Genomic DNA, 24,785 nt, shown 5'->3' on the forward strand with positions numbered 1-24,785 from the left:
CCGTGATATTTAGCTGAAACACCAGCAAAGGGCTCCGGCCAACCTACATGCATCTGTAACAGCCCTGACCACCCGTTGCACCAATACAACGGAAGGAACCGCTTACATAGAGTTCAAGATCGTCCAAAATCGTAGCAGGACAGCAAGCACTCAATGGCATACTGAATGGCATACTGAAAATTACAGACAACAAAAAAGCCCTGAATAATCAGGGCTTTAATGTATATATCTGGCGGAGAGGGGGGGATTCGAACCCCCGTTAGGGTATTACCCTAAACACGCTTTCCAGGCGTGCGACTTAAACCACTCATCCACCTCTCCAGATGGCTGCTGAAGCCTGCTTTACAGCGTTTTGGCCTCAGAGGCTGCGCAGTATATAAGCCCTTATTGCGCAGTGCAAGGGGTTTTGTAGGCGCTATGTAAAAAAAGCTGTTGCTGGTAGTCGTCGATGGCTTCGCGTTCGCGGGCCAGCCAGTTGGCGATGGCGGCGCGAAAACGCGTATCGGCGATCCAGTGGGCCGAGCTGGTCTGCACAGGGGTGAAGCCGCGTGCCAGTTTGTGCTCGCCCTGTGCGCCACCTTCAAAGCATTGCAGGCCATGGCGGATGGCGTACTCGATACCGCTGTAATAGCACAGCTCGAAATGCAGGCAGTCCACGCTTTCCAGCGCCCCCCAGTAGCGGCCATACAGGGTGTTGCCGTCCTGCAGGCACCAGCTGGCGGCAATGGCCTGCCCATCGCGCCGGGCAATGAACAACAGGCAGTGCTGGCCAAGGGTACGCCCTACCCGCTGGAAGAAATCCAGGTTTAGATAAGGTGGCGAGCGGTGTTCCAGATAGGTCTGCCGGTAGCAGCGTTCGAAGAATGCCCAGTCGGCCGCGCTGATTTCCTCGCCCTTCATTACCTGCACGCTGATGCCGGCATCGCGCACCTTGCGTCTTTCCTGCCGGATTTTCTTGCGCTTGCTCTGCGATAACTGCGCCAGAAAAGCATCGAAATCGGCATAGCCCTGATTTAGCCAGTGAAACTGCACGCCATGGCGCAGCAGCCAGCCAGCTTCATGCAGCAAGGCCAGCTCGTCGGCAGCGGGAAACAACACATGGGCGGAAGACAGGCCGTGGTCGGCGACCACTTGCTGCAGCCCCTGAATGAGTTGGCGCTGCCCTGCGGCATCGCCCAGCAGGCGTGGCCCGGTTACCGGAGTGAAGGGTGAGGCCAGCAGCAGCTTGGGGTAGTAATCCAGTCCGGCGCGCTGCCAGGCTTCGGCCCAGGCCCAGTCGAACACATATTCGCCGCGCGAATGGCTTTTCAGCCAGGCGGGGGCCAGCGCTTGCAGATGGCCATCCTGCTGCAGTTGCAGTGGCAATGGCTGCCAGCCGCTGGCCGCGCTGGCGCAGCCGCTGTCTTGCAGTGCAGTGAGCCAGTGCCTTTGCATGAACAGGCCGGCGGGCTGGGCCAATTCATCCCAGCGCTGGTCTTCCAGCTGGTGCAGGCTATCGAGCAGTTGCAGATTCACGCGGTTTCCTTTCGGGCAAGCCGGCATTCTTCAGGTAAAATCCCGCTATCCAAACCCATGGTTATGTTCAACATGCGTATTGCGCTCGCTCAGTTCAACCCGATTGTTGGCGATATCGCCGGCAATACCCGAAAAATTCTCGATCTGGCCCAGGCTGCCATGGCGCAGGGCGCCGACATTCTGGTGACGCCGGAGCTGGCGCTCACCGGCTACAGCCCGGAAGACCTGTTGCTGCGCGACAGCTTTTATCGCGCCTGCTCCGCCGCCATGGACCAGTTGCTGGAGCTGGATGGCATTACGCTGGTGATTGGCCATCCGGTCAAGCTGGGTCACGAGCGCTTCAACGCCGCCACGGTACTGCGCGATGGTAACCGGCTGGGCCAGTATCACAAGATGCTGCTGCCCAATGACGAGGTATTCGACGAATGCCGCTACTTTACCCCCGGTGCCATGCCGCTGGTGTTCCAGCAGGGTGAGCACAAGGTGGGCGTGCTGATCTGCGAGGATGTGTGGTCGGTTGACCCGGCGGCAGAAGCCGCCGACGCCGGTGCGGATGTGGTGCTGGTGCTGAATGCCTCGCCCTTCCACCGCAACAAGATCGAAACCCGCCACGAGGTGGTGCGTTACCGTACCGAGGAAACCGGCCTGCCGTTTGCCTATGTCAATCTGGTGGGCGGCCAGGACGAACTGGTATTCGACGGCGCGTCCTTCGCCACCAACAAGGCGGGCGAAGTGGTGGCCCAGGCCTGCGCCTATGGCGACGAACTGTTGCTGATCGACTTCAACGCCGGCGACCTGCAAGCCGCACCGGCCAAGGCCGCGCTGCCGGGCGAGCTGGAAAGCGTCTACCAGGCGCTGGTGGTGGGCGTGCGCGACTACATCACCAAGAACGGCTTCCCCGGCGTGCTGCTGGGCTTGTCCGGTGGCATCGACTCGGCGTTGACGCTGGCCGTGGCGGTGGATGCATTGGGCGCAGACAAGGTGCACGCGGTGATGATGCCCTCGCGCTATACCGCCGATATCTCGGTGATCGACTCGCGTGACATGATTGGCCGGCTGGGCGTGAAGTATGACGAAATCGAAATCTGGCCGATGTACGAAAGCTTCATGAATGCACTGGCGGCCAATTTCAACGGTCTGGCGGAAGACACCACCGAAGAAAACCTGCAGGCGCGCATTCGCGGCACCTTGCTGATGGCGCTGTCCAACAAGAGCGGCAAGCTGGTGCTGACCACCGGCAACAAATCGGAAATGACCACCGGCTACTGCACGCTGTACGGTGATATGGCCGGTGGCTTCGCCGTACTGAAAGACGTGGCCAAGACCCTGGTGTTTGCCCTGTGCCGCTGGCGCAATACCCAGGGAGAGGTGATTCCGGAGCGCATCATCACCCGCCCGCCCTCGGCCGAGCTGCGCCCGGACCAGAAAGACCAGGACAGCCTGCCGCCCTACGAGGTACTGGACGCCATCATGGCACGCTATGTGGAGGAAAACCTGTCGGCAGAAGAGATCATTGCCGACGGCTTTGCCGAGGCCGATGTGCGCAAGGTAGTGCGCCTGCTCAAGATCAACGAATACAAGCGCCGCCAGGCACCGGTTGGCCCGCGCGTCACCCGCCGCGGCTTTGGCAAGGACTGGCGCTACCCCATCACCAACAAGTTCAGCTGACACCGGGGTGTGGCAGGCAGACCCAGCCTGCTTGCCACACCTCGCCAGCCATGCCAAGCTGCGCGCCATCCTCTTGTCATTTCCGGAAAGCCCCATGAAACTCCGCCCCGCCCTGGCCACCCTGCCCCTTGTCACAGCCCTTGCCCTGCTCGGCGGCTGCGCCAGCCCGCTGGCCGGCAAACCCGCCGATCTGGCCACCCGCCAGGTGCTGCGCGAAAACCTGCAACACGCCAGCTACAACTTCAGTGGCGAGCTGGGCTTCACCGCCCTGCACGGCAGTAGCGAGGACGATGCCAAGCCGCAACTGCGCTACACCATCAACGAAGTCGCCCGCTCCACCAAGGTATCGGTCACCGGTGCGGTTGATCAGGCCAGCAAGCGCATGGAGCTGATCCCGGCCTTCCGCTTCGAACGGCGCAATCTGCAAGCCAGCGTCACCCTGCCGCTGGAGCTGAACCTGCAGGACTTTTCGCTGCTGGTCGATCCCTCGGCCTTTGACTTGTTCGTACCGGAGCTGCACAGCGAGCAGCCGCGCTTTGTCCGCTTCCAGCTGCCGCCGGACATTGCCGGCAAGATACCGCTGGACGCCATGCTGCAAGCCCTGCCCGGCCTGGTCGACGAAGGCTATGGCAAGGTCGACCAGCAGGCATTTGCGCTGGAAACGCTGGACGCCACCGCCAAAGAGCTGGGTGCCAGCTATCAGCTGCGCATTGCCATGAGCCCGCAGCAGGAAAACCAGGTGCTATTGCACGTGCTGGACGGCCTGGCCAAGGTAGTCACCCAGCAAGCCGAACGCAATGGCCGCCCGCAAGACGGCAAGCAAGCCGAACAACTGCTGCAACTGGTACGCGAACTGACCAAGAGCAAGGCCAGCGAGCAGCCGCTGAGCAAGTCGGTATCGCATCTGTATGCCAACCGTCGCGGCCAGTTGCTGGGCGTCAACCAGAGCGTGGAGCTGAATACCCCGCAACTGCGTGGTGAGGCTTACATCCACCTGCGCTACAGCAATCACGGCAAGCCGGCGTTTGTACATCAGCCGACTGCAGCCAGCATCATCGACTACGACAAGCTGCCCAAGCCGCAATGGCTGAAAGGGCTGCAGGAGCCGGAGCAGCAGTAAGCGCTGCGCCATACTCCTTAACAGCAAAGGCAGAACCCCCCGCCTGCCTTGCTGTCACACTGTGCTGCACTGTACTCACGCAAGCGCAAGCCCTGGCGGCCTGCTCCAAGGATTCCCATGAAAAAAATTGCCCTGGCCTTACTGGCCACCCTGCTGAGCGTGCCGGCCCATGCCAGCGCCATCGCCCAGCTCAAGGCCTTTGTCAGCGACACCAAAACCCTGTCCGCCAACTTCAACCAGCTGGTCAGTTCCAAAAACAAGCGCGAAGAAGCCAGCGGCACGCTGGAAATCTCCCGCCCCGGCAAATTCCGCTGGAGCTATAACAAGCCCTACGAGCAGCTGATTGTCGGCGATGGCAAAACGCTGTGGATCTACGACAAGGACCTGTCTCAGGTCACCCGCAAGAACCTGGACGGCGCACTGGGCTCCAGTCCGGCGGCACTGCTGGCCGGCAACAATGCCATCGAGCGTGACTATGTCCTGAAAGAAGCCGGCAAACAGGGCGAAGTGGAATGGCTGAGTGCCAGCCCGAAAAAGGCCGACAATACCTTCAACGCCATCCGCATGGGCTTTAGCAACAAGATGCTGGTGGAAATGGAGCTGACCGACAGCTTCGGCAACAACACCCGCATCCGCTTCAGCGCCCAGCAAAAGAACCCGGCGCTCTCAGCCAGCCACTTCAGCTTCACCGCCCCCAAGGGCGTGGACGTGGTCAGTGGTGATTGAGGCAGCGCCCCGCCCAGTGCTGATATACTCAGCGGCTTCCCCCTGCCGTATTAGCCGCCATGAATGATCTGTTTGCCCAGGAAGCGAAAAAACCGCTGGCCGAAGCCTTGCGCCCGGCGTCGCTGGCCGAGGTCATCGGCCAGCAGCACCTGATCGGCCCCGGCAAGCCACTGCGGCTGGCAGTGGAATCCGGCACCCTGCACTCGATGATTCTGTGGGGCCCGCCCGGCGTCGGCAAAACCACGCTGGCGCGCATTCTCGCCGGCAGCTTCGATGCCGAGTTCATCCCGCTGTCGGCCGTCTTCTCTGGCGTAAAGGACATCCGCGACGCGGTGGAACAGGCCCATGCCGCGCTACAGCGCTCCGGCCGCCACACCATCCTGTTTGTCGACGAAGTGCACCGCTTTAATAAAAGCCAGCAGGATGCCTTTTTGCCCTTTGTCGAATCCGGCCTGCTCACCTTTATTGGTGCCACCACGGAAAACCCGTCGTTCGAGGTGAACTCCGCCCTGCTGTCGCGCGCCCAGGTCTATGTACTGAACAGCCTGAGCGAAGACGAACTGGTGCAGTTATTGCAGCGAGCGCGTGACAAGGGCGCACTGGACGGCCTGGAGTTTGACGAGCAGGCCATCGCCGCCCTCAGCGGCTACGCCGATGGCGATGCACGACGCTTTCTCAATCTGCTGGAGCAAACCCGCACCGCCGCGCTGGCCCGCAAAACCAGCCAGATCACCCAGGACTTTCTGGCCGAAGTGCTCAGCGTCAACGCCCGCCGCTTCGACAAGGGCGGCGACGCCTTTTACGACCAGATTTCTGCCCTGCACAAATCGGTGCGTGGCTCCAACCCGGATGCCGCGCTGTATTGGCTCACCCGCATGCTGGATGGCGGCGCAGACCCGCGCTATCTGGCACGCCGCTTGGTGCGCATGGCCTGGGAAGACATCGGCCTGGCCGACCCGCGCGCCATGCAGATCTGCAATGATGCGGCCGCCACCTTCGAACGGCTGGGCAGCCCGGAAGGCGAACTGGCGCTGGCGCAGGCCGCCATCTATCTGGCCGTGGCCGCCAAGAGCAATGCCGGCTACATGGCCTACAACCAGGCCCGCGCCTTCGTGAAGCAGGACAAGAGCCGCCCGGTGCCGGTACACCTGCGCAATGCCCCCACCAAGCTGATGAAAGAACTGGGCTACGGCCACGAATACCGCTATGCCCATGACGAGCCCAATGCCTACGCCGCCGGCGAAAGCTATCTGCCGGATGACATGCCGGAGCCGGGCTGGTACCAGCCGGTACCGCGCGGGCTGGAAATCAAGATTGGTGAAAAGCTTGCCCTGCTGAAGAAGTGGGATGAAGAGGCTGGTAAGAAGTAGAAATATCAGGCTGAAGATGCGCAATATTTCAATAACTTATGACACCACTCGCTTATTGAGTAGCAGATGTAGACACCAGATTGACCACCAAGGCCTACCCGGCGTGCCGCAATTTGCTGCCCAACACGCCAACCACCGCAGAACAATACGCCCCTACCTCCTGGCCGCCTTCTCCCGCAAAGCAGGTCGCCTGTCAGCATCTACAAGCCTGCTTGCAGCGCTTATAATGCGCGTTTGGCCTGCAACAGGCAGGACAAAGCCTGTCGCTTGCCGGTACACTTGCGCATTGCAGCACGCTGTATGATGTCTGCACGCTTGCAACACCCGGCATCAGACACTGTACTCGCGGGTAAAACCGCCGCCAGCATGGCAGGTACCGCAATACAGCAAGGCAGCGCCAGTTTCGCCAAGCGGTCGGCAAGACCGCCAACAAGACACAGCCGCCGGATCAGCAAGCCCGGAACAAGCAAGACACTTAAATACCATCAGGATTTTCCATGCTAGACATTCAATCGCTCCGTAACGACCTGGACGCCGTCGCTGCCCGCCTGGCCAGCCGTGGCTACACTCTGGACACCGCCGCTTTCGTGGAAATGGAAGCCGACCGCAAGGCGCTGCAAACCCGCATGCAGGAACTGCAATCGCGCCGCAATGCCACCTCCAAGCAAATTGGCGAAGCCAAGCGCAAGGGCGAAGATGTGTCCGCCATCATGGCCGAAGTGGCCAATGTGGGTGATGAACTGAAGGCAGCCGAAGCCGCTTTCGAAGCGGTGCAGGCCAAGATGGACGCCCTGCTGATGAGCATTCCCAACCTGCCGCACGAATCGGTGCCGGCAGGCAAGGACGAGTCGGACAACGTGGAAGTGCGCCGTGTCGGCGTGCCGCGCCAGTTCGACTTTGAAGTAAAAGACCATGTCGACATCGGCACCCCGCTGGGCCTGGATTTCGACACCGGTGCCAAGCTGTCCGGTGCCCGCTTCACCGTGCTGAAGGGTGACATCGCCCGCCTGCATCGCGCACTGGCGCAGTTCATGCTGAACACCCACACCGGCGAGCATGGTTATACCGAGCACTACACCCCTTACATCGTCAACGACAGCGCCTTGCTGGGCACCGGCCAGCTGCCGAAGTTTGCCGAAGACATGTTCAAGGTGACCAAGGGTGGCGAAGAAGGCACGGTAGACCAGTACCTGATTTCCACCTCGGAAATCACCCTGACCAACACCGTGAGCAACAGCATCCTGAAAATGGAAGACCTGCCGCTCAAGCTCACCGCCCACTCGCCTTGCTTCCGCTCCGAAGCCGGCAGCTATGGCCGTGACACCCGTGGCATGATTCGCCAGCACCAGTTCGACAAGGTGGAAATGGTGCGCATCGAGCACCCGGACCATTCCTATGCCGCACTGGAAGAGATGGTCGGCCACGCCGAAAACATCCTGAAGGCGCTGGAACTGCCCTACCGCGTGATTACCCTGTGCACCGGCGACATGGGCTTTGGCGCGGCCAAAACCTACGATATCGAGGTATGGCTGCCGGCGCAGAACACCTACCGCGAAATCTCCAGCTGCTCCAACTGTGAAGCCTTCCAGTCGCGCCGCATGCTGGCCCGTTTCAAGGACGAAAACGGCAAGAACCAGTTGCTGCACACGCTGAACGGCTCCGGCCTGGCCGTGGGTCGCACCCTGGTGGCGGTACTGGAAAACTACCAAAACGCCGACGGCAGCGTGACCATCCCCACTGCACTGCGTCCCTACTTTGGCGGCAAGGAAAAGATCGGCGGCTAAGCAGCCATCTGCACCTCAGACAAAAACCGGGAGCTTGCTTCCGGTTTTTTCTTGCCCAGCGCCGACACACAGGGTGATTTTGTTCAATACCCGCTGGCTGGCCGGCTTTATCTTCGGGGCCTTGTTCATCCCGAAGGATTACCATGCAGCTTTTCCTGTCAATGGCCGCCTTTGCCTTGGCGGCTTCCATTTCGCCCGGCCCGGTCAATATCGTGGCTTTCGGCTGTGGGGTCAGTCACGGCTTTTGGCCCAGTCTGCGCCATGTCAGCGGTGCCACCATCGGCTTTACCCTGCTCTTCTTGCTTACTGGTCTGGGACTGGCCGGCTTGCTGGCAGGCCAGCCACAGGCCAGCCGCTTCATTCAGTATGCCGGGGTGGGCTTTCTGCTTTACCTGGCCTGGCAACTCGCCCGCACCAGTGGCGAACTGGGTGCGCAGCAGCGGCAGCCCTCGTTTCTTTACGGCGCGCTGATGCAATGGCTGAACCCAAAGGCCTGGCTGGCTTCGCTGGCCGGCATGGGGGCGTTTGTCAGCCATGGCGAAGCACAGTTGGTGTGGCAGTTTGCCGCCATCTATTTTGTTGTCTGTTACCTGTCGATTGCCTGCTGGGCCTGGGCCGGTGCGCGCTTGCAAGGGCTGCTGCGCCATCCGCCACGCATGCGGCTGTTTAACCGCCTGCTGGCCCTGTTGCTGGCGGGCAGCGCGCTCTATTTGCTGCTGGAGTGATTCAGCCCACGCTGCGGCAGTACTGACCGGGCGTGGCTGCCACCAGCCGCTTGAAAGTGCGCTGGAAATGCGCCTGGTCGGCAAAACCTAAAGCCTGCGCCACCTGGGCAATCGGCTGGCCGCTGCGCAACAGGCTTTTGCCGCGCTGGATGCGCCGGTTGAGCAGGTATTCGTGCGGCGTCATGTGATAGCGCTGGCGAAAGGCGCGAATCAGGTAGGACGCGGACAAGGCGGAGGCGCTGCAGATAGCCTGCAGGCTGATGTCGTCGGCGTAGTGGTCGTTGATGTAGTCGGCCGCCAGTTGCAGCCGCGGGTGTATCGGTGCAGCCGTACGGCGCTCGGCTGGCCATGGCTGCTGCAAATCGGTAAAAAAGGCCGTGGCCGTTTCCTGCCGGCCCAGCAAACCACCCGCGCCAGCATGGCAGGCGGCCACCAGTTGCAGCAGGCCACGATACAAGCCGGGGTCCTCGCTCAGCCTGAGCTGGAAACCATGAAAATCCTGATTGGCACTCAGCCCCAGTTCGGCTTGCAGCCCGGCCAGCCACGGCGTATCGACATACAGCATGTGATAAGACCAGGGCTGGTCGGCTATGGGATTGCAGGCGTGGACATCACCCGGATTCATCAGCACCACGCTGCCACGGCCCACGCGGTAACGGTCTTGCAGGCTCAGATAAGTGCTGCTGCCGCCGGTAATGGCTCCGATGGAAAAGTGCTCGTGCGAATGGCGGGCATAGCACACCTGCCTGCCATCCGGCACGCTGCGGATTTCCAGAAATGGCAACTGCGGATCGCGCCAGAACAGTGGCGCGGCGGGCATGACTTCCGGGTTGGGGGAGACGGATCTGGGCATCTGCCCAGCATAATGCAGCACAGGCAGCAGCGACAAGCCGCGCTGTCGCCCATCACTCAGCCCGCTTGTTGTCGCAGTAGCGCCTCGAACTCGCTGCCCGGCACCGGTCGGCTGAACAGATAGCCCTGACCGCAGTCACAGCCCTGCTCCAGCAGGAAGCGGCGCTGCTCTTCCAGCTCCACCCCTTCGGCCACCAGCTCCAGCCCCAGACTGCGGGCAATCGAGATGATGGCCTGGGTGATGGCGGCATCGTCGCGGTCCTGATGCAGGTCCATGATGAAGCTCTGGTCGATTTTCAGGCCGCGCACCGGCAGGCGCTTGAGATAGGACAGGCTGGAATAGCCGGTACCGAAGTCGTCGATGGACAGATAAATGCCCAGCGCCTGCAAGCGGTGCAGCACCTCGACCATGCCGCTGTCTTCATCCATCGCCACGCTTTCGGTGATTTCCAGTTCCAGCGCACTGCTGGGCAGGCTGTGACGTTCCAGCACCTGCGCCACGCTGTCGACGATGCTGGAATACTTCAGCTGGCGGCCGGACACATTGACCGCGATGCGCCCTTGCAGCAGGCCGGCATCGCGCCAGCGGCGGATGGCGGCGCAGGTGGTATCCAGCACCCAGTCGCCCATGCTGGTGATCAGCGAACTTTCCTCGGCAATCGGAATGAACTGGCCGGGCGAAATCAGCCCCAGGTCGGGATGGTGCCAGCGCAACAGCGCCTCGGCACCGATGATGCGGCCGGAAGCCAGCTCCACCTTGGGCTGATACCACACTTCCAGCTCGTCCTGCGCCAGTGCGCGGTGCAGGCTGTATTCCATTTTCAGCCGCTCGATGGCGCGGGCATTCATGTCGGCGGTGTAGAACTGGAAATTGTTCTTGCCGCGCTCCTTGGCCCGGTACATGGCGGTGTCGGCATTCACCAGCAAGGCATCGGCCATGGCACCGTCTTCCGGGAACATGCTGATGCCGATGCTGGCCGAGATGAACACACCCTGCCCGGCCACGGTGGATTCGGCCGAAATCGCATCCAGAATGCTCTGCGCCCGGCTGGCCACTTGCTGCACCGTCACCACGTTTTCCAGCAGCACGGTGAATTCGTCACCCGACAGGCGGGACACGGTGGACAGATTGGGCACGATGCGTTGCAACTCGCTGGCGATGCGCATCAGCAGCTCGTCGCCGGCATGGTGGCCCAGGGTGTCGTTCACCATTTTGAAACGGTCCAGATCGATGAACAGCAAGGCAAAACGGCGATCAAACTGCCGGGCCTGCTCCACCGCCGATTGCAGCTTTTCGATGAACAGCGTGCGGTTGGGCAGGCCGGTCAGCGCATCGTGGTTGGCCAGGAAATGCAGCCGTTCCTCGGCCTGCTTGCGCTGGGTGATGTCGGAAAACACCGCCACATAATGCAGGCACTCGCCGCGTTCGTCGCGGATTGCCGTGATGCTGAGGTGTTCGGTGTACAGCAGGCCGTTCTTGCGCCGGTTCACCACCTCGCCCTGCCAGAAGCCGTCGTGGCGCAGACAGCGCCACAGGTATTCGTAGAATTCGGGAGATTGCTTGCCGGACTTGAGCAAGGCCGGCGTCTTGCCGATGGCCTCCTCGCGCGAGTAGCCGGTGATGCGGCTGAACGCGGGATTGACCGACTGGATAAAGCCATTGCCATCGGTAATGACAATGCCTTCCATGGTGGCTTCGAACACCTTGTCCGCCAGCAGCAGGCTCTGGCGCGACTGCAACAAGGCCTCGTCGCGCTCGCGCAGCGCGCCATGCAGTTCCAGCAGGAATTCGTGTTCTATGCTCTGGATGATTTCGCGAAAGCCGATGATGTGCACCAGTTTCTGCTCGGCATCGAATACCGCCAGATGGCGGATCTGATGCTGCAGGATCACCCGTCGCGCCTGTAGCAGGCTGCTGCTGCTGGCCACGCCGATCACCGGGCGGGTACAGATGCTGCCCAGCTCCACATCGCCCTGCCCGCCGGCCACCATGCCCACCACATCGCGCTGGGTGAGGATGCCGTAGCTGCCATCGGCAAACTGTACACCCAGTGCCGTCAGCTGCTGTTCGCGCATGCTGGAGAGTGCGGCGGAAAGATTGTCGCCTGCCTGCAGGATGACCGCCGGCGGTGCCAGGATGCCATCCAGCCGCTTCAGCCCGAGAAAGGCTTCGGTGCCCTGACACAGCACCACGTCCGACAGCGACACCAGGCCGACAATCGCCCCGTCCTTCTCTACCAGCGCATGGCGGATGCCCTGGCTGCGAAACTGCCCCAGCACATCGTGCACGCTCAGATGGTGCGCCAGTGTCACCACCGGCTGGCTCATCACCTCGCTGATCGGGCGGCAGCGCGCCGCCGCGTCATCCAGATCGACTGCCAGCGCATCGGTTTCGGTCCAGATGCCCACAGGCTCGCCAGCGGCGGCAAACACCACGATGGAGCCACAGCCGGACTGCACCATCAGGTTGGCCGCCTGATGGATAAGCGTCTCCGGCGTGCAACTGAGAATATCAGTCGAGGCAATCTGCTCTATTGGCTGCATCAGCGGGGACATCATCGGACACCTGTAAGCAATTTAGCGTTCACAACAACGGCATTATACATTTATTACTTAACATCCAAAGGGCAAACCAGCTGCATTTAATGCATTCTGCGTATCGCGCTTGTTTTCCACTTTGCCAGCAAACTGCAAAGCAAGTTTACACCCACTCGCCCGCACGCTCCTGCCAAACCACTGTTTTATCGACATTTTTTCATGGCACCGCTCTGGCACGGATATTGAAAGCGTTGGTCAGGTTGCAACACCGCCAGCCTGTCCGGACAGATCTCAAAAAAACGATCCGGCACAACAAGAAAACACATCGAATGCCATATGCATGGCATGGAGGAGCGTAAACACATGGAGACTTTCTATCAAGCCATGCGTCGCCAGGGCGTGACTCGGCGCAGCTTTCTTAAGTTCTGCAGCCTGACCGCCACCTCGCTGGGCCTGGGCTCAGCCTTCGTCCCCCGCATTGCCTACGCACTGGAAACCAAGCCACGCGTGCCGGTCATCTGGCTGCACGGCCTGGAGTGCACCTGTTGTACCGAGTCCTTCATCCGCTCGGCCCACCCGCTGGCCAAGGACGCCATCCTGTCGCTAATCTCGCTGGATTACGACGACACCATCATGGCGGCCGCCGGACATCAGGCCGAAGCCATTCTTGACGACCTGATCAAGAACCACAAAGGCAATTACATCGTTGCCGTGGAAGGCAACCCGCCGCTGAACGAGGATGGCATGTTCTGCTTCCCCGGTGGCGAACCTTTCGTGGAAAAACTCAAGCGCGTATCGGCCGATGCCAAGGCACTGATCGCCTGGGGTTCCTGTGCCAGCTGGGGCTGCGTGCAGGCCGCCAAACCCAACCCCACCCGCGCCACGCCGGTACACCAGGTGATTCTGGACAAGCCGGTGATCAAGGTGCCGGGCTGCCCGCCGATTCCGGAAGTCATGGCGGCCGTCATCACCTATATGGTGACCTTCGACAAGATTCCTGAACTGGACCGCCAGGGCCGGCCCAAGATGTTCTACGGCCAGCGCATCCATGATAAATGCTATCGCCGCCCACACTTTGACGCTGGTCAGTTTGTCGAGAGCTGGGACGACGATGGCGCGCGCAAGGGCTACTGCCTGTACAAGATGGGCTGCAAAGGCCCCACCACCTATAACGCCTGCTCCACCGTACGCTGGAACGACGGCGTGTCCTTCCCCATCCAGTCCGGTCACGGCTGTATCGGCTGCTCGGAAGAAGGCTTCTGGGACAAGGGCTCCTTCTACGACCGCGTCACTTCGATTCCGCAATTCGGCGTGGAAGCCAATGCCGACAAGATCGGCTTTGCCGTGGCCGGTACCGCCGGGGCTGCCATTGCCGCCCATGCCGCCGTCAGCGCCATCAAGAGCACCATGCTGAAAAAGCAGGATCTGCAGCCGCTGGACGCCGCCGCCCCCGCCCAGAATAAAGACAAGAACGAGGAGAATGTCTGATGTCCTACCAGACCCAAGGTTTTACCCTGGACAATAGCGGCCGCCGCGTGGTGGTGGACCCGGTGACTCGCATCGAAGGTCACCTGCGCTGCGAAGTGAACATCGACAGCAACAACATCATCACTAATGCCGTCTCCACCGGCACCATGTGGCGCGGCCTGGAAGTGATTCTCAAGGGCCGTGACCCGCGTGACGCCTGGGCCTTTGTCGAACGCATCTGCGGCGTGTGCACCGGCACCCACGCACTGACCTCGGTGCGCGCGGTGGAAGATGCGCTCAAGATCAAGATTCCCGAAAACGCCAACCTGATCCGCAACATCATGCAGGCGGCGCTGTATGTGCACGACCACCTGGTGCACTTCTATCACCTGCACGCACTGGACTGGGTGGACGTGGTATCGGCGCTGAAGGCCGACCCGAAGAAAACCAGCGAACTGGCACAGAGCATTTCCGACTGGCCGCTGTCCAGCCCCGGCTATTTCCGTGACCTGCAATCGCGGCTGAAGCGCTTTGTCGAATCCGGCCAGCTGGGCCCCTTCCGTAACGGCTACTGGGGTCACCCGGCGATGAAACTGCCGCCGGAAGCCAACCTGATGGCGGTGGCCCACTATCTGGAAGCGCTGGATTTCCAAAAGGAAATCGTCAAGATCCACACCATCTTCGGCGGCAAGAACCCCCACCCCAACTGGCTGGTGGGCGGCATGCCCTGCGCCATCAATATCGATGATGTAGGCGCAGTGGGCGCCATCAATATGGAGCGGCTGAATCTGGTATCGCAGATCATCGACCGCACCATCACCTTCTGCGAACAGGTGTACATTCCGGACGTCATCGCCATTGCCGGCTTCTACAAGGACTGGGCAGCCATCGGTGGCGGCCTGGCCAGCCAGAGCGTGATGTCCTACGGTGATTTCCCCGACCATGCCAATGACTACAGCGAAAGCAGCCTGCTGCTGCCGCGTGGCGCCATCATCAACGGCAAGTTCAACGAAATCCACCCAATCGACCTGTATGCCCCGGATGAAATCCAGGAATTCGTCACCCACAGCTGGTACAGCTATGGCGACGACAGCAAGGGCCTGCATCCTTTCGATGGCATTACCGCGCCCAAATTCGAGCTGGGTGCCAATCACAAGGGAACCAAGACCCGCATCGAACAGCTGGACGAATCGGCCAAGTACTCCTGGATCAAGTCGCCGCGCTGGAAGGGCCACGCCATGGAAGTGGGTCCGCTGGCGCGCTACCTGATCGGCTACCACCAGAACAAGCCGGAATTCAAGGAGCCGATCGACAAGCTGCTGCACACGCTGGGCGCGCCCAAGGAAGCCTTGTTCTCCACCCTGGGCCGTACCGCCGCGCGCGCGCTGGAATCGTCCTGGGCTGCCAACAAGATGCGCTACTTCTTCGACCGCCTGATCAGCAATATCAAGAACGGCGACACCGCGACGGCCAATGTGGAGAAATGGGACCCGGCCAGCTGGCCGGCAGCCGCCAAGGGCGTGGGCTTTACCGAAGCACCGCGCGGCGCGCTGGGCCACTGGCTGAAGATTGCCGACACCCGCATCGACAGCTACCAGTGCGTGGTGCCCACCACCTGGAACGCCGGCCCGCGCGATGCCAAGGGCCAGATCGGCGCTTACGAGGCTTCGCTGATGGGTACCAAGATGGCGGTGCCGGATCAGCCGCTGGAAATCCTGCGCACCCTGCACAGCTTCGACCCTTGCCTGGCCTGCTCCACCCATGTGATCGGCGCGGACGGCGGCGAGCTGGTAAGCGTGAAAGTACGTTGAGTTCGTCGCTGCGCCGGCCTGCCCATTCCCCCGGAACGGCTGGCAAGGCGACGATTGACCAGTCCACATGGCCTCGCTCCCCCCGCAGGCCATACGGGCGAACTTCCTGATCGACCGCCACGTTGGCCGGGGTGCGCATCACTCCCGGGATGTCCGGCAGCGTGGCGGTGCGGCAGGAAAACAGGAGATTCGGCATGAAAAGCTACGGCTTCGACGGCAACGCCCCACAGGGCCTGGGCCGCAAGGTCACATCCGTCTATGTGTATGAGGCACCGGTGCGTCTGTGGCACTGGGTGACGGTGCTGTGCATCATCACCCTGTCGGTCACCGGTTATCTGATCGGCAAACCCCTGCCCTCGGTACCGGGTGAGGCCACCTTCAACTTCGTCATGGGCTATATCCGCTTTGCCCATTTCACCGCCGGCTACATTCTGGCCATTGGCCTGATCGGCCGGCTGTACTGGGCGCTGGTGGGCAATCACCATGCGCGCGAGATCATTCTGGTGCCGGTGTGGGACAAGGCCTGGTGGAAGGAATTTTTCTTCGAAGTGCGCTGGTATCTGTTTATCGAGCGCTACCCGAAAAAATACATCGGCCACAATCCGGTGGGGCAGATCGCCATGGCCACCTTCCTGTGGGTGGCCGTGTTCATGTGCTTTTCCGGCTTTGCGCTGTATGGCGAGGGTCTGGGCACCAAGAGCTGGGCCTATCAGGCTTTTGGCTGGGTGATTTCCGCCTTTGGCGGCAATAGCCTCACCGTGCACAACTGGCACCGGCTGGGCATGTGGTCCATCATCCTGTTCGTGATGATCCATGTGTATGCGGCGATCCGCGAGGACATCATGTCCAAGCAGAGTATGGTATCGACCATGATCAGCGGTTTCCGCATGTTCAAGGATTAAGAAGAGGGAAAACGTCCGCTACCGCGTTGCGCCTCCTTGCCGTACTCAGTGTACTGTCTGCGTCGGCGCGCCTTGTCCCGGACGTTTTCTTTTCCCCGTCCAGATCGTGGGGTTCATTAAACCGCCGCCAGTCTTGCACTGGTAGCAAACCTCCCCACCCGCAAGCCACCCAAAACCCAGCCCGCCACCATGACCACCCCGCTCGTCAGTGCCCGCACCCCGCTGCACCCCGGCCGTTTTCTGGATAGCCGCTTTCTGGCCCCGGCCGGACTGAGCCAGACCGAAGCCGCACGCCGGCTGGGCATTTCCCGTCGCCGTCTGAACGAGCTGATTGCCGGCAAGCGCGGCATCAGCCCGGACACCGCCATCCGGCTGGCCTGCTTGTTCGGGCAGGATGCGCAGTTCTGGATGGCGCTGCAAAGCGCCTGGGACCTGGCCCAAGCACGCCGCCTACTGCGGCGGCAACGCCATTCACCCACTGCATAGCAAGTTTCCACTTCGCTTTCCATTTGCCACCAGCATGTCCTTGCACCCGACAGGGGCATGCCGACAAAGCGCTGATTTCGCATGCTTTTCACCCGACAGTCACGCTGGCACGAAACTTGATCTGTAACCAACTCCGTTACAGGGCCATCACAGCATGCATACCGACAACATCATCATCATGGGGCTGGGCAATCTGCTCTGGGCCGACGAAGGCTTTGGCGTCCGTGCGGCCGAACAGCTCTATGCCCGCTATCAGCTGCCGGCCAATGTCGAGGTGGTCGACGGCGGCACCCAGGGGCTGCTGCTCTTGCCCTATGTCGAAGAAGCCGACCGGCTGATCCTGTTCGATGCCATCGATTTCGGCCTGGAACCGGGCACGCTCAAGGTTTACCGCGACGACGCCGTGCCGGCCTACCTCACCGCCAAGAAAATGAGCCTGCACCAGACCGGCTTTTCCGAGGTGCTGGCGCTGGCCGACCTCAAGGGCAATCTGCCGGCCAGCATCGTGCTGATCGGCGTGCAGCCGGTGCAGCTGGAAGACTATGGCGGCAGCCTGACCGCGCCGGTACGCGCCCGGCTGGAGCCGGCCCTCACCCTGGCGGTGGAGCAATTGCAGCAGTGGGGCGTGTCGCTGGCACCGCGACAGGATGGTGAGCGGCTGAACCATGCCAGCCTCGACATGCAGCGCTATGAAGACGAACGTCCGTCAGCCGCAACGGCCTGTCGCATCGGCGATGGCCGTGTGCTGGGAGAACAATGATGTGCCTGGGCATTCCCATGCAGGTAGAGCGCTGCCACGGACTGGTGGCTGACTGCCGCCAGGGCGAGCGCTGGCAAAGCGTCGACCTGTCGCTGGTGGGCGAGGTGCAGCCCGGCGACTGGCTGCTGGTGTTTACCGGTGCGGCACGCGAAGTGCTCAGCCCGCAACAGGCGGCCGACATCCTGGACGCGCTGGCGGCGCTGGATGCCGCCATGAACGGCCGCTTCGACCCAAGCATTCATCTGGCCGACCTCAATCAGCGCGAGCCGCAACTGCCACCGCATCTGCAAGCGCAATTTGACGCACAAAGGAAGACTTCCTGATGTCCACCCCGCAAGACAATCTGCTGGAGCGGCTGGCCGCCACCGGCTACGCGCAAATCGACGCCGCTGGCCTGGACAGCCTAGCCGCTACCACGCCCCACCTGATCGTGATGCTGAACGCCGACCCGGTCAAATATCCCGAGGTGCTGGACAATGTCGTCATCGTGCCGGAAGTGCTGCGCGAGTTTCCCGCCGACACCTTCCGCGTCGCCTATGCCGACCTGCCGGCCAGCCAGGCCATTGCCAAGCGCTACGGCATCCTGAAATTTCCCGCCCTGCTGTTTTTGCGCCAGGGCGAATACGTGGGCATCATCGCCGGCCTGCAAGACTGGCCGGACATCGTGCATGCCTTTGCCGACAAGCTCACCGCCCCCACCCGTCGCCCGCCTTCGGTCGGCATTGCCGTGACCAGCGCCAACAGTGAGAAAGGTTGCGCATGAATATCAAGCCCTTCCCCGTCGCCGTGGTCGGCCTTGGCCCCGGTTCGCAAGCGGAAGACCCGGATCTGGCCTATATGCCGCTGCCGCGTGAAATCGACAGCTTCGACCAGCCCACCCTGCCCACCTCGGAAGAAGTGGAACACCTGCATGCTGCCAAACAGGTGATCGCCGCGCTGATCACCCAGTTGCAGGGCTACCAGGGCGATGCCGAGGCTTACCCGGTGCAGGACATCAGCACGCTGGATGTGGCCAACCGCCAGTTGATCAACCAGCTATTGGGCGAAGGCGAAGTCTCCTGCCGGGTGAAGCTGCTGGACGGCCGCGAACTGGACATGCAGGAATCGGTGTTCGCCGGCGTCTGGCGCGTGCTGGAAAGCAGCGCCGATGGCCAGCTGCTGGCCGACCGCATCGAAGCCTGTCCGATTCCGGCAGCGGTGTGGCAGGCGGCGCAGGCCTTTGGCCGGCCGCAGCTGGATATCCCCACCCTGCCCGATCAATTGATGAATGCCGGCCCGGTGCTGACCGAAATCGCCGCCGCCATGCAAAACCCCGGCGACGAGGCCCACATCATCAACTTTTCCCTGCTGCCGATGAGCCCGCAAGACATGGACTGCCTGGATGCCCTCCTCGGGCCGGGCAATAGCGGCGTGTTCTCGCGTGGCTACGGCAAATGCCGCGTCATGGCCACCTCGCTCGCCAATGTCTGGCGCGTGCAGTACTTCAACGGCATGAACGCCATCTTGCTGGATACCCTGGAAATCACCCGCATTCCGGAAGTGGCGCTGGCCTCGGAGGATGATCTGGCCGACTCGCTGGACCGCCTGCAGGAAGCCTGGCAGTGGCTGCAGGGAGAATACTGATGGACGGCCGCTTCGAAGGCTCCTACCTGGGCCGCGATGCCAGCCTCGCCGACGATGCCCGCATGGAGTGCAAGATCTGCTGGTGGGTGTACGACCCGGCGCTGGGCGACGATGTGTGGCAGATTCCGCCCGGCACACCGTTTTCCACCCTGCCGGAGCACTGGCGCTGCCCGGAGTGCGACGGCGCACGCGATCAGTTCATGGTACTGGCCGAACCAACATGAACCCTTGCACGCAGCCCTTTGCGGCCACGCCCGCCCCGCAGCTGGAGGCGCTGTTCCGCGATATCGCCGCCACCCGCATGCAGGGCATTCCCATCCTCAACCCGGCGCTGCAGGTGGAGGCCATCGGCTTCCAGCTATGGGATGGCCCGCAAGGCCGGCTGTGGGTCGGAGTGCTGCTCACGCCCTGGTTCATGAACCTGCTGCTACTGCCGGCGGAAGCCGACAGCCTGCCCGCAGTGCCACCGACCGGCGAAACCGTGATTGCCCTGCCCGGCGATGCCCTGCCCTTCATGGCCGGCCATGAAGCCGCGCTGGGTGATTACCGGCTGTGTTCGCTGTTTTCGCCGGTACTGCAGTTTGCCGACCAGGACAGCGCCCGCGCCACCGCGCTGGAGGTGCTGAAACTGCTATTCCCCGCCCCGCAAGCCGCCGCGCCGGACTTGTCGCGGCGTCGTCTGTTCGGGCTGGGCAAATGAAACAGGACGCAATCCGCATTCTCCTGAGCCAGAACAAGGACAAGGGCCAGGCCGTATCGGTAAGCTGGCCACGGCTGGAGGCTGAGCGGGTGTTCATCGGCCAGAGCGCAGCGCAGGCGGTGCACACCACGCCCCTGCTGTTTGCCCTGTGTGCCCGAGCCCAAACCCTGGCTGCACAACTGGTGCTACAACAGGCCGCTGGCCTGCCGGTCAGCGTCAGCCCGGAGCAGCGCAGCAGCATCACGCTGGAAGCCGTGCGCGAAACACTGCGCAAGCTGCTGCTGGACTGGGCGCAGGCATTCGATGGCCGCCCGGCAGACGCAGCCTGGATGGCACGCTGGCGCGCCGCCCGCGACTTGCCGGCACTGCGCGCACTGGCCGAAGATTTTGTTTACGGCGAAGACTGCCGCCACTGGCTGCAACGCGGCGAGGCCGGCTGGCAAGCCTGGCTGCAACAAGGAGCCACGGCGCCTGCGCGCTGGTTGGCCACACTGCAGCAAACACTGCCGGCTTGCCCGCTGCTGCCAGCACTGGATGCCGCCGCACTGGCCAGCCATCTGGCCGACTGGCTGCGTCCCGGCGGGCCGGTGTGGCAGGGTCAGCCGCAGGAAGTGGGCGCGCTGGCACGCGAAGCGCCACAACTGCCCGGCCTGCTGGCTGCCGGCCTGCTGCCACAGGCGCGATTGCTGGCGCGGCTGCTGCAACTGGCACGCTGGCTGGATGGCGCGCTATTGCACAGCAGTGTCGCCAGCCTGGCCGATGGTGCGCTGGCGCTGGTGGAAACCGCGCGCGGCCCGCTGCTGCATCTGGCGGCACTGGATGCCAGCGGCCGCATCAGCCGTTACCGGGTGGTGCCGCCCACCTTGTGGCACGCCCACCCGGAAGGGGTGCTCAGGGTAAGTCTGGGTTTTCTGGCTGACGCCACTGCCGCAGAATGGCAGCGGCAGATCAGCCTGATCGACCCCTGTGTGCCGTACAGCGTAAGCAAGGATGTGGAATATGCATGAAATGTCACTGGCCGAAGGCATCATCCAGTTACTGGAAGACCAGGCCAAGGCGCAGGATTTCAGCCGGGTAAAGCAGGTATGGCTGAGCATAGGCGAGCTGGCCGGCGTGGAAGCCGAGGCGCTGGAGTTCTGCCTGGACGTAGTCAGCCGCGACACGCTGGCCGACGGGGCGCGCTTTCACTTTGTGCGCCAGCCGGGTAGCGGCTGGTGCCTGGCCTGTAGCCAGAGCGTGGCCATTCACGCCCGCTTCGATGCCTGCCCCTTGTGCGGCAAGCATCAGGTGCAAGTGAGCGGTGGCGACGAAATGCGCGTCAGCGAACTGGAAGTGGAATAAACAAGCAGTGCAATGGATACCGGCAGGCGGCCACTGGCCGCTGCCATCAGAACGAAAAATCAAGGAGAGGCAGCAATGTGTACCGTTTGCGGCTGCAGCAAAGGCAATGTGAAGATTGAAGGCCGGGCTCCCGGCGGCGTGAAGTTTCCCTATCGCTCGCACCATGCGCATTCTCATGATCATGGCCATTCCCACGACCACGACCACGACCAGCATCATGACCATGCCCACCACCCGCATCAGGCCAAACCGCATGGCGCGCAGGAACACCAGCCCGCCCTCAGCCAGCAGGCTGGCGGTGCGGCGCTGCACTATGGCCAGGGCGCGGCGCACGCCCATGCACCGGGGCTGAGCCAGGCACGCATGGTGAAAATCGAGCAGGACATCCTGTCGAAAAACGATGGCTATGCCGCAGCCAACAGGCAGTGGCTGCGCGACCGTGGCATCTTTGCGCTCAATCTGGTGTCCAGCCCCGGTTCGGGCAAGACCAGCCTGCTAGCCGAAACCATCCGCCAGCTGGGCCGCGACACCCTGGTGTATGTGGTGGAAGGCGACCAGCAAACCAGCAACGACGCCGAGCGCATCCGTGCTGCCGGTGCGCCGGCCATCCAGATCAACACCGGCAAGGGCTGTCATCTGGACGCCCACATGGTGGGCCAGGCCCTGGAGCAACTGAACCCGGCCGACGACAGCCTGCTGCTGATCGAAAACGTCGGCAATCTGGTATGCCCGGCGGCCTTCGATCTGGGCGAGGCGCACAAGGTGGCCATCCTGTCGGTGACCGAGGGCGAGGACAAGCCGCTCAAATACCCCGATATGTTTGCCGCCGCCGACGTGATGCTGCTGACCAAGATCGACCTGCTGCGCCATCTGGATTTCGATGTGGACGTGTGCATCGCCAATGCCCGCCGCATCAACCCGAAAATCAAGGTGCTACAGCTATCCAGCAAGAGCGGCGACGGCATGGACTTGTGGATAGACTGGCTGCTGCTGGAAATGAACGAAGCGCAGCTGGTGAAACAGCGCGAAGTGGCACGGCTGCGCCAGCACATTGCCGCGCTGGAACAGCAGTTGCAGGAGCGTAGCTGAATCATGCCCACACAAAGACTGCGCCTTACCGTGCGGGGCCGGGTACAGGGGGTAGGTTTCCGCCCCTTCATCTGGCGTACCGCCCAGGCCCAGGGCCTGTCCGGCTTTGTGCACAATACCGGCGAAGGCGTCACCATTGAACTGCAGGGCAGCAGCAGCCAGCTGGCCGCCTTTCGCCACCAGCTGCAGCACGATCTGCCGCCGCTGGCGCAGATAGACAGCCTGCAGCAAAGCCTGCTGGACCCACTGCCCGAGGCCGGGCCGTTTGAAATCCGCGACAGCAGCGGCAGCATCACCCACGCGCAGCTGCCGGCCGACAGCGCCACCTGTCCGGCCTGTCTGAACGAATTGTTCAACCCCGATGACCGCCGCTATCGCTACCCCTTCATCAACTGCACCGACTGCGGCCCGCGCTATACCGTTACCCATCGCCTGCCCTACGACCGCGCCAACACCAGCATGCTGCCCTTCCTGCTGTGCCCGGCGTGTCGCAGCGAATACCAAAGCCCGCACAGCCGCCGCTTTCATGCCGAACCCACGGCATGTCCGGAGTGCGGCCCGCAGCTGCAACTGACCGACCGCTTCGGCCAGCCGCTGAAGGGCGACCCGGTGCACGGTGCCTGGCAGATCCTGCAAATGGGCCGCAGCATCGCCATGAAGGGCCTGGGTGGTTTTCACCTGGTATGCGATGCCACCAGCGCCGAAGCCGTGGCGCGGCTGCGCCAGCTCAAGCATCGCCCCGGCAAGCCGCTGGCGGTGATGGCGCTGAATATCGATTCCGTGCGCGCCTTCTGTGAAGTCAGCCCGGCCGAAGCCGCCTGGCTGCTGCGCCCGGAGCGGCCCATCGTGCTGCTGCAGAAGAAAGCCTGTGCCGACCAACTGCTGCCAGACATCGCCCCCGGCATTGGCTGCATCGGCGTGATGCTGCCGTATACCCCGCTGCAGTGGCTGCTGTTCTACCAGGCGCTAGGCCGCCCGGCGGGCCACGACTGGCGTCGTCAGCCTTGCGAACGCATCTGGGTGATGACCAGCGCCAACCTGTCCGGCGAACCCATCGTCACCAGCAATCAGGAAGCACGCGAGCGGCTGAACAAGGTGGCCGATGTTTTCCTGCTGCACAACCGCAACATCGTCACCCGCTGCGACGACAGCGTGCTGGCGGTGCAGGCCGGCCAACCCTTGTTCTATCGCCGCGCCCGTGGCTTTGTGCCCGATCCGCTGCCACTGGCCGAAGACGGCCCGGATGTGCTGGCGCTGGGGGCTTATCTCAAGACCACGGTCAGCGTATTGCGCGGCCCGCAAGCCTTTGTTTCGCAGCATGTGGGCGATCTGGATCACCCGCTCAGCTGCGAATCGCTGGAACAGACGGCGCAGCATCTGCTCGACCTCACCGGCGTGGCACCGCAAGCCATCGCCTGCGACTTGCAGCCCGACAGTTTTTCCAGCCAGCTGGCGCAGCAATGGTCGCAGCGGCTGGGCATTCCCTTGCTGCCTGTACAACACCACCATGCCCATCTGGCGGCGGTCATGGCCGAACACGGCCTGCACGGCCCGCTGCTGGGGCTGGCACTGGATGGTTATGGTCTGGGCAAGAACGGTGGTGCCTGGGGTGGCGAACTGATGATGCTGGAAGGTGCCAGCTGCGAACGCATGGGGCATATCAGTCCACTGCCGCTGCCCGGCGGCGACAAGGCGGCGCGCGAGCCATGGCGCATGGCCGTGGGTTTACGGCAACGCCATTGCCCCGACCTGCCGCTGCCGCCGCATCTGGCCGAACAAGCCGGCCTGCCGCAGCTGTTGCGTCAGCTGGAAACCGGGCTCAACTGCCCGGACACCACCAGCATGGGGCGCTGGTTTGATGCCATTGCCGGCCTCACCGGACTGTGCCCGGTGCAAAGCTTCGAAAGCGAGGCCGCGCAAAAGCTGGAAGCGCTGGCCGCAGACTGCGCCCCGCTGGCCGCTGGCTGGCAGGTATCACCGGCCAATCTGCTCGACCTCGCCCCGCTGGCGCGGCAACTGCTGCAATTGAGCGACCCGGTGGCCATCGCCAGCCTGTGGCACGCCACCCTGGCCCATGCACTGGCCGACTGGGCGGTACGCGCAGCCAGCACCACCGGCATCCGCCAGCTGGTACTGGCCGGCGGCTGCTGTGCCAATCGCCGCTTGCTGAACACCCTGCTGCCGCTGCTGCACGATGCCGGACTGCAAGTCCATACCGCACAGCAGCTGCCACCCAATGATGGCGGCCTCAGCCTGGGACAAGCCTGGGTAGCCAGACAACGCCTGCTGCAACAATAAGGAAAACACC

The 24,785-nt window shown here is 62.6% G+C and carries 23 protein-coding genes and 1 tRNA gene; 20 read left to right on the forward strand and 4 right to left on the reverse strand.

Annotated features, from left to right (window positions below; all coding sequences use genetic code 11):
* Nucleotides 1–230: 230 nt before the first annotated feature.
* Nucleotides 231–321, reverse strand: a tRNA-Ser gene (locus FAZ30_RS17905).
* A gap of 63 nt (nt 322–384) precedes the next feature.
* Nucleotides 385–1,515, reverse strand: coding sequence for a GNAT family N-acetyltransferase (locus FAZ30_RS17910; protein ID WP_233578450.1), 1,131 nt, complete (start codon nt 1,513–1,515; stop codon nt 385–387).
* 72 nt (nt 1,516–1,587) lie between these two features.
* Between FAZ30_RS17910 and FAZ30_RS17915 the strand changes: the two genes are divergently transcribed.
* From FAZ30_RS17915 to FAZ30_RS17940, 6 genes are all read left to right on the forward strand, one after another.
* Nucleotides 1,588–3,183, forward strand: coding sequence for an NAD+ synthase (locus tag FAZ30_RS17915; protein WP_124643825.1), 1,596 nt, complete (start codon nt 1,588–1,590; stop codon nt 3,181–3,183).
* Between the two features lie 94 nt (nt 3,184–3,277).
* Complete coding sequence (locus tag FAZ30_RS17920) at nt 3,278–4,303, forward strand: hypothetical protein (RefSeq protein WP_124643824.1); 1,026 nt, start codon at nt 3,278–3,280, stop codon at nt 4,301–4,303.
* Nucleotides 4,304–4,420: 117 nt separating this feature from the next.
* Nucleotides 4,421–5,029 carry an outer membrane lipoprotein periplasmic chaperone LolA gene (gene lolA / locus FAZ30_RS17925; RefSeq protein ID WP_124643823.1) on the forward strand — a complete coding sequence of 203 codons (609 nt, stop codon included), beginning with the start codon at nt 4,421–4,423 and terminating at the stop codon, nt 5,027–5,029.
* Nucleotides 5,030–5,088: 59 nt separating this feature from the next.
* Nucleotides 5,089–6,399 carry a replication-associated recombination protein A gene (locus FAZ30_RS17930; RefSeq protein ID WP_124643822.1) on the forward strand — a complete coding sequence of 437 codons (1,311 nt, stop codon included), beginning with the start codon at nt 5,089–5,091 and terminating at the stop codon, nt 6,397–6,399.
* 497 nt (nt 6,400–6,896) lie between these two features.
* Nucleotides 6,897–8,183, forward strand: coding sequence for a serine--tRNA ligase (gene serS / locus FAZ30_RS17935; RefSeq protein WP_124643821.1), 1,287 nt, complete (start codon nt 6,897–6,899; stop codon nt 8,181–8,183).
* A 143-nt stretch (nt 8,184–8,326) separates the two neighbouring features.
* The gene (locus FAZ30_RS17940) at nt 8,327–8,908 is read left to right on the forward strand and encodes a LysE family translocator (protein WP_137009982.1); all 582 of its coding nucleotides are present in this window, start codon (nt 8,327–8,329) and stop codon (nt 8,906–8,908) included.
* 1 nt (nt 8,909) lies between these two features.
* Here FAZ30_RS17940 and FAZ30_RS17945 read toward each other — a convergent pair whose 3' ends face one another.
* Both FAZ30_RS17945 and FAZ30_RS17950 read right to left on the reverse strand, forming a co-directional pair.
* Nucleotides 8,910–9,761, reverse strand: coding sequence for a helix-turn-helix transcriptional regulator (locus FAZ30_RS17945; protein WP_124643819.1), 852 nt, complete (start codon nt 9,759–9,761; stop codon nt 8,910–8,912).
* A 56-nt stretch (nt 9,762–9,817) separates the two neighbouring features.
* Nucleotides 9,818–12,319, reverse strand: coding sequence for an EAL domain-containing protein (locus FAZ30_RS17950; RefSeq protein WP_246043377.1), 2,502 nt, complete (start codon nt 12,317–12,319; stop codon nt 9,818–9,820).
* Between the two features lie 342 nt (nt 12,320–12,661).
* On the opposite strand from FAZ30_RS17950, the gene FAZ30_RS17955 reads away from it, so the two are divergent.
* From FAZ30_RS17955 to hypF, 14 genes are all read left to right on the forward strand, one after another.
* The gene (locus FAZ30_RS17955; protein WP_137009983.1) at nt 12,662–13,786 is read left to right on the forward strand and encodes a hydrogenase small subunit; all 1,125 of its coding nucleotides are present in this window, start codon (nt 12,662–12,664) and stop codon (nt 13,784–13,786) included.
* A complete protein-coding gene (locus FAZ30_RS17960) occupies nt 13,786–15,576 on the forward strand; it encodes a nickel-dependent hydrogenase large subunit (protein ID WP_137009984.1) in 1,791 nt (596 codons plus the stop codon). Before FAZ30_RS17955 ends, FAZ30_RS17960 begins: the two co-directional genes overlap by 1 nt.
* A 194-nt stretch (nt 15,577–15,770) precedes the next feature.
* Nucleotides 15,771–16,478: a Ni/Fe-hydrogenase, b-type cytochrome subunit gene (gene cybH / locus FAZ30_RS17965; RefSeq protein WP_110313513.1), complete on the forward strand. Its 708-nt coding sequence runs from the start codon at nt 15,771–15,773 to the stop codon at nt 16,476–16,478.
* A 189-nt stretch (nt 16,479–16,667) separates the two neighbouring features.
* Entirely contained in the window at nt 16,668–16,964 is a 297-nt protein-coding gene (locus FAZ30_RS17970) for a HigA family addiction module antitoxin (RefSeq protein ID WP_137009985.1), read from the forward strand.
* A gap of 154 nt (nt 16,965–17,118) precedes the next feature.
* Nucleotides 17,119–17,724, forward strand: coding sequence for a HyaD/HybD family hydrogenase maturation endopeptidase (gene hybD, locus FAZ30_RS17975; protein ID WP_124643814.1), 606 nt, complete (start codon nt 17,119–17,121; stop codon nt 17,722–17,724).
* A complete protein-coding gene (locus FAZ30_RS17980) occupies nt 17,721–18,047 on the forward strand; it encodes a HypC/HybG/HupF family hydrogenase formation chaperone (protein WP_205676619.1) in 327 nt (108 codons plus the stop codon). The genes hybD and FAZ30_RS17980 overlap by 4 nt, the downstream gene beginning before the upstream one ends.
* Nucleotides 18,047–18,487: a thioredoxin domain-containing protein gene (locus FAZ30_RS17985; protein WP_137009986.1), complete on the forward strand. Its 441-nt coding sequence runs from the start codon at nt 18,047–18,049 to the stop codon at nt 18,485–18,487. Before FAZ30_RS17980 ends, FAZ30_RS17985 begins: the two co-directional genes overlap by 1 nt.
* Entirely contained in the window at nt 18,484–19,347 is an 864-nt protein-coding gene (locus FAZ30_RS17990; protein WP_137009987.1) for a hydrogenase expression/formation protein, read from the forward strand. Before FAZ30_RS17985 ends, FAZ30_RS17990 begins: the two co-directional genes overlap by 4 nt.
* Entirely contained in the window at nt 19,347–19,571 is a 225-nt protein-coding gene (locus FAZ30_RS17995; RefSeq protein ID WP_137009988.1) for a rubredoxin, read from the forward strand. Before FAZ30_RS17990 ends, FAZ30_RS17995 begins: the two co-directional genes overlap by 1 nt.
* Nucleotides 19,568–20,047 carry a [NiFe]-hydrogenase assembly chaperone HybE gene (gene hybE, locus FAZ30_RS18000; protein ID WP_137009989.1) on the forward strand — a complete coding sequence of 160 codons (480 nt, stop codon included), beginning with the start codon at nt 19,568–19,570 and terminating at the stop codon, nt 20,045–20,047. The genes FAZ30_RS17995 and hybE overlap by 4 nt, the downstream gene beginning before the upstream one ends.
* Nucleotides 20,044–21,054, forward strand: a complete 1,011-nt coding sequence (locus FAZ30_RS18005) for a hypothetical protein (protein WP_137009990.1) — start codon at nt 20,044–20,046, stop codon at nt 21,052–21,054. Before hybE ends, FAZ30_RS18005 begins: the two co-directional genes overlap by 4 nt.
* Nucleotides 21,047–21,388: a hydrogenase maturation nickel metallochaperone HypA gene (hypA, locus tag FAZ30_RS18010; RefSeq protein ID WP_205676620.1), complete on the forward strand. Its 342-nt coding sequence runs from the start codon at nt 21,047–21,049 to the stop codon at nt 21,386–21,388. The genes FAZ30_RS18005 and hypA overlap by 8 nt, the downstream gene beginning before the upstream one ends.
* Before the next feature lie 75 nt (nt 21,389–21,463).
* A complete protein-coding gene (gene hypB, locus FAZ30_RS18015; RefSeq protein WP_137009991.1) occupies nt 21,464–22,477 on the forward strand; it encodes a hydrogenase nickel incorporation protein HypB in 1,014 nt (337 codons plus the stop codon).
* A 3-nt stretch (nt 22,478–22,480) separates the two neighbouring features.
* The gene (gene hypF, locus FAZ30_RS18020; RefSeq protein WP_205676621.1) at nt 22,481–24,775 is read left to right on the forward strand and encodes a carbamoyltransferase HypF; all 2,295 of its coding nucleotides are present in this window, start codon (nt 22,481–22,483) and stop codon (nt 24,773–24,775) included.
* The last annotated feature ends 10 nt before the right edge of the window (nt 24,776–24,785 follow it).

It is taken from the genome of Aquitalea aquatilis (assembly GCF_005155025.1).
GTDB classification, from domain to species: Bacteria; Pseudomonadota; Gammaproteobacteria; order Burkholderiales; family Chromobacteriaceae; genus Aquitalea; species Aquitalea aquatilis.

Excerpts from the sequence above, each read along its gene's own strand:
- FAZ30_RS17915 (WP_124643825.1), top strand. The coding sequence starts at position 1,588 with ATGCGTATTGCGCTCGCTCAGTTCAACCCGATTGTTGGCGATATCGCC.
- FAZ30_RS17920 (WP_124643824.1), top strand. The coding sequence starts at position 3,278 with ATGAAACTCCGCCCCGCCCTGGCCACCCTGCCCCTTGTCACAGCCCTT.
- lolA (WP_124643823.1), top strand. The coding sequence starts at position 4,421 with ATGAAAAAAATTGCCCTGGCCTTACTGGCCACCCTGCTGAGCGTGCCG.
- FAZ30_RS17930 (WP_124643822.1), top strand. The coding sequence starts at position 5,089 with ATGAATGATCTGTTTGCCCAGGAAGCGAAAAAACCGCTGGCCGAAGCC.
- serS (WP_124643821.1), top strand. The coding sequence starts at position 6,897 with ATGCTAGACATTCAATCGCTCCGTAACGACCTGGACGCCGTCGCTGCC.
- FAZ30_RS17940 (WP_137009982.1), top strand. The coding sequence starts at position 8,327 with ATGCAGCTTTTCCTGTCAATGGCCGCCTTTGCCTTGGCGGCTTCCATT.
- FAZ30_RS17945 (WP_124643819.1), bottom strand. The coding sequence starts at position 9,761 with ATGCCCAGATCCGTCTCCCCCAACCCGGAAGTCATGCCCGCCGCGCCA.
- FAZ30_RS17950 (WP_246043377.1), bottom strand. The coding sequence starts at position 12,319 with ATGATGTCCCCGCTGATGCAGCCAATAGAGCAGATTGCCTCGACTGAT.
- FAZ30_RS17955 (WP_137009983.1), top strand. The coding sequence starts at position 12,662 with ATGGAGACTTTCTATCAAGCCATGCGTCGCCAGGGCGTGACTCGGCGC.
- FAZ30_RS17960 (WP_137009984.1), top strand. The coding sequence starts at position 13,786 with ATGTCCTACCAGACCCAAGGTTTTACCCTGGACAATAGCGGCCGCCGC.
- cybH (WP_110313513.1), top strand. The coding sequence starts at position 15,771 with ATGAAAAGCTACGGCTTCGACGGCAACGCCCCACAGGGCCTGGGCCGC.
- FAZ30_RS17970 (WP_137009985.1), top strand. The coding sequence starts at position 16,668 with ATGACCACCCCGCTCGTCAGTGCCCGCACCCCGCTGCACCCCGGCCGT.
- hybD (WP_124643814.1), top strand. The coding sequence starts at position 17,119 with ATGCATACCGACAACATCATCATCATGGGGCTGGGCAATCTGCTCTGG.
- FAZ30_RS17980 (WP_205676619.1), top strand. The coding sequence starts at position 17,721 with ATGATGTGCCTGGGCATTCCCATGCAGGTAGAGCGCTGCCACGGACTG.
- FAZ30_RS17985 (WP_137009986.1), top strand. The coding sequence starts at position 18,047 with ATGTCCACCCCGCAAGACAATCTGCTGGAGCGGCTGGCCGCCACCGGC.
- FAZ30_RS17990 (WP_137009987.1), top strand. The coding sequence starts at position 18,484 with ATGAATATCAAGCCCTTCCCCGTCGCCGTGGTCGGCCTTGGCCCCGGT.
- FAZ30_RS17995 (WP_137009988.1), top strand. The coding sequence starts at position 19,347 with ATGGACGGCCGCTTCGAAGGCTCCTACCTGGGCCGCGATGCCAGCCTC.
- hybE (WP_137009989.1), top strand. The coding sequence starts at position 19,568 with ATGAACCCTTGCACGCAGCCCTTTGCGGCCACGCCCGCCCCGCAGCTG.
- FAZ30_RS18005 (WP_137009990.1), top strand. The coding sequence starts at position 20,044 with ATGAAACAGGACGCAATCCGCATTCTCCTGAGCCAGAACAAGGACAAG.
- hypA (WP_205676620.1), top strand. The coding sequence starts at position 21,047 with ATGCATGAAATGTCACTGGCCGAAGGCATCATCCAGTTACTGGAAGAC.
- hypB (WP_137009991.1), top strand. The coding sequence starts at position 21,464 with ATGTGTACCGTTTGCGGCTGCAGCAAAGGCAATGTGAAGATTGAAGGC.
- hypF (WP_205676621.1), top strand. The coding sequence starts at position 22,481 with ATGCCCACACAAAGACTGCGCCTTACCGTGCGGGGCCGGGTACAGGGG.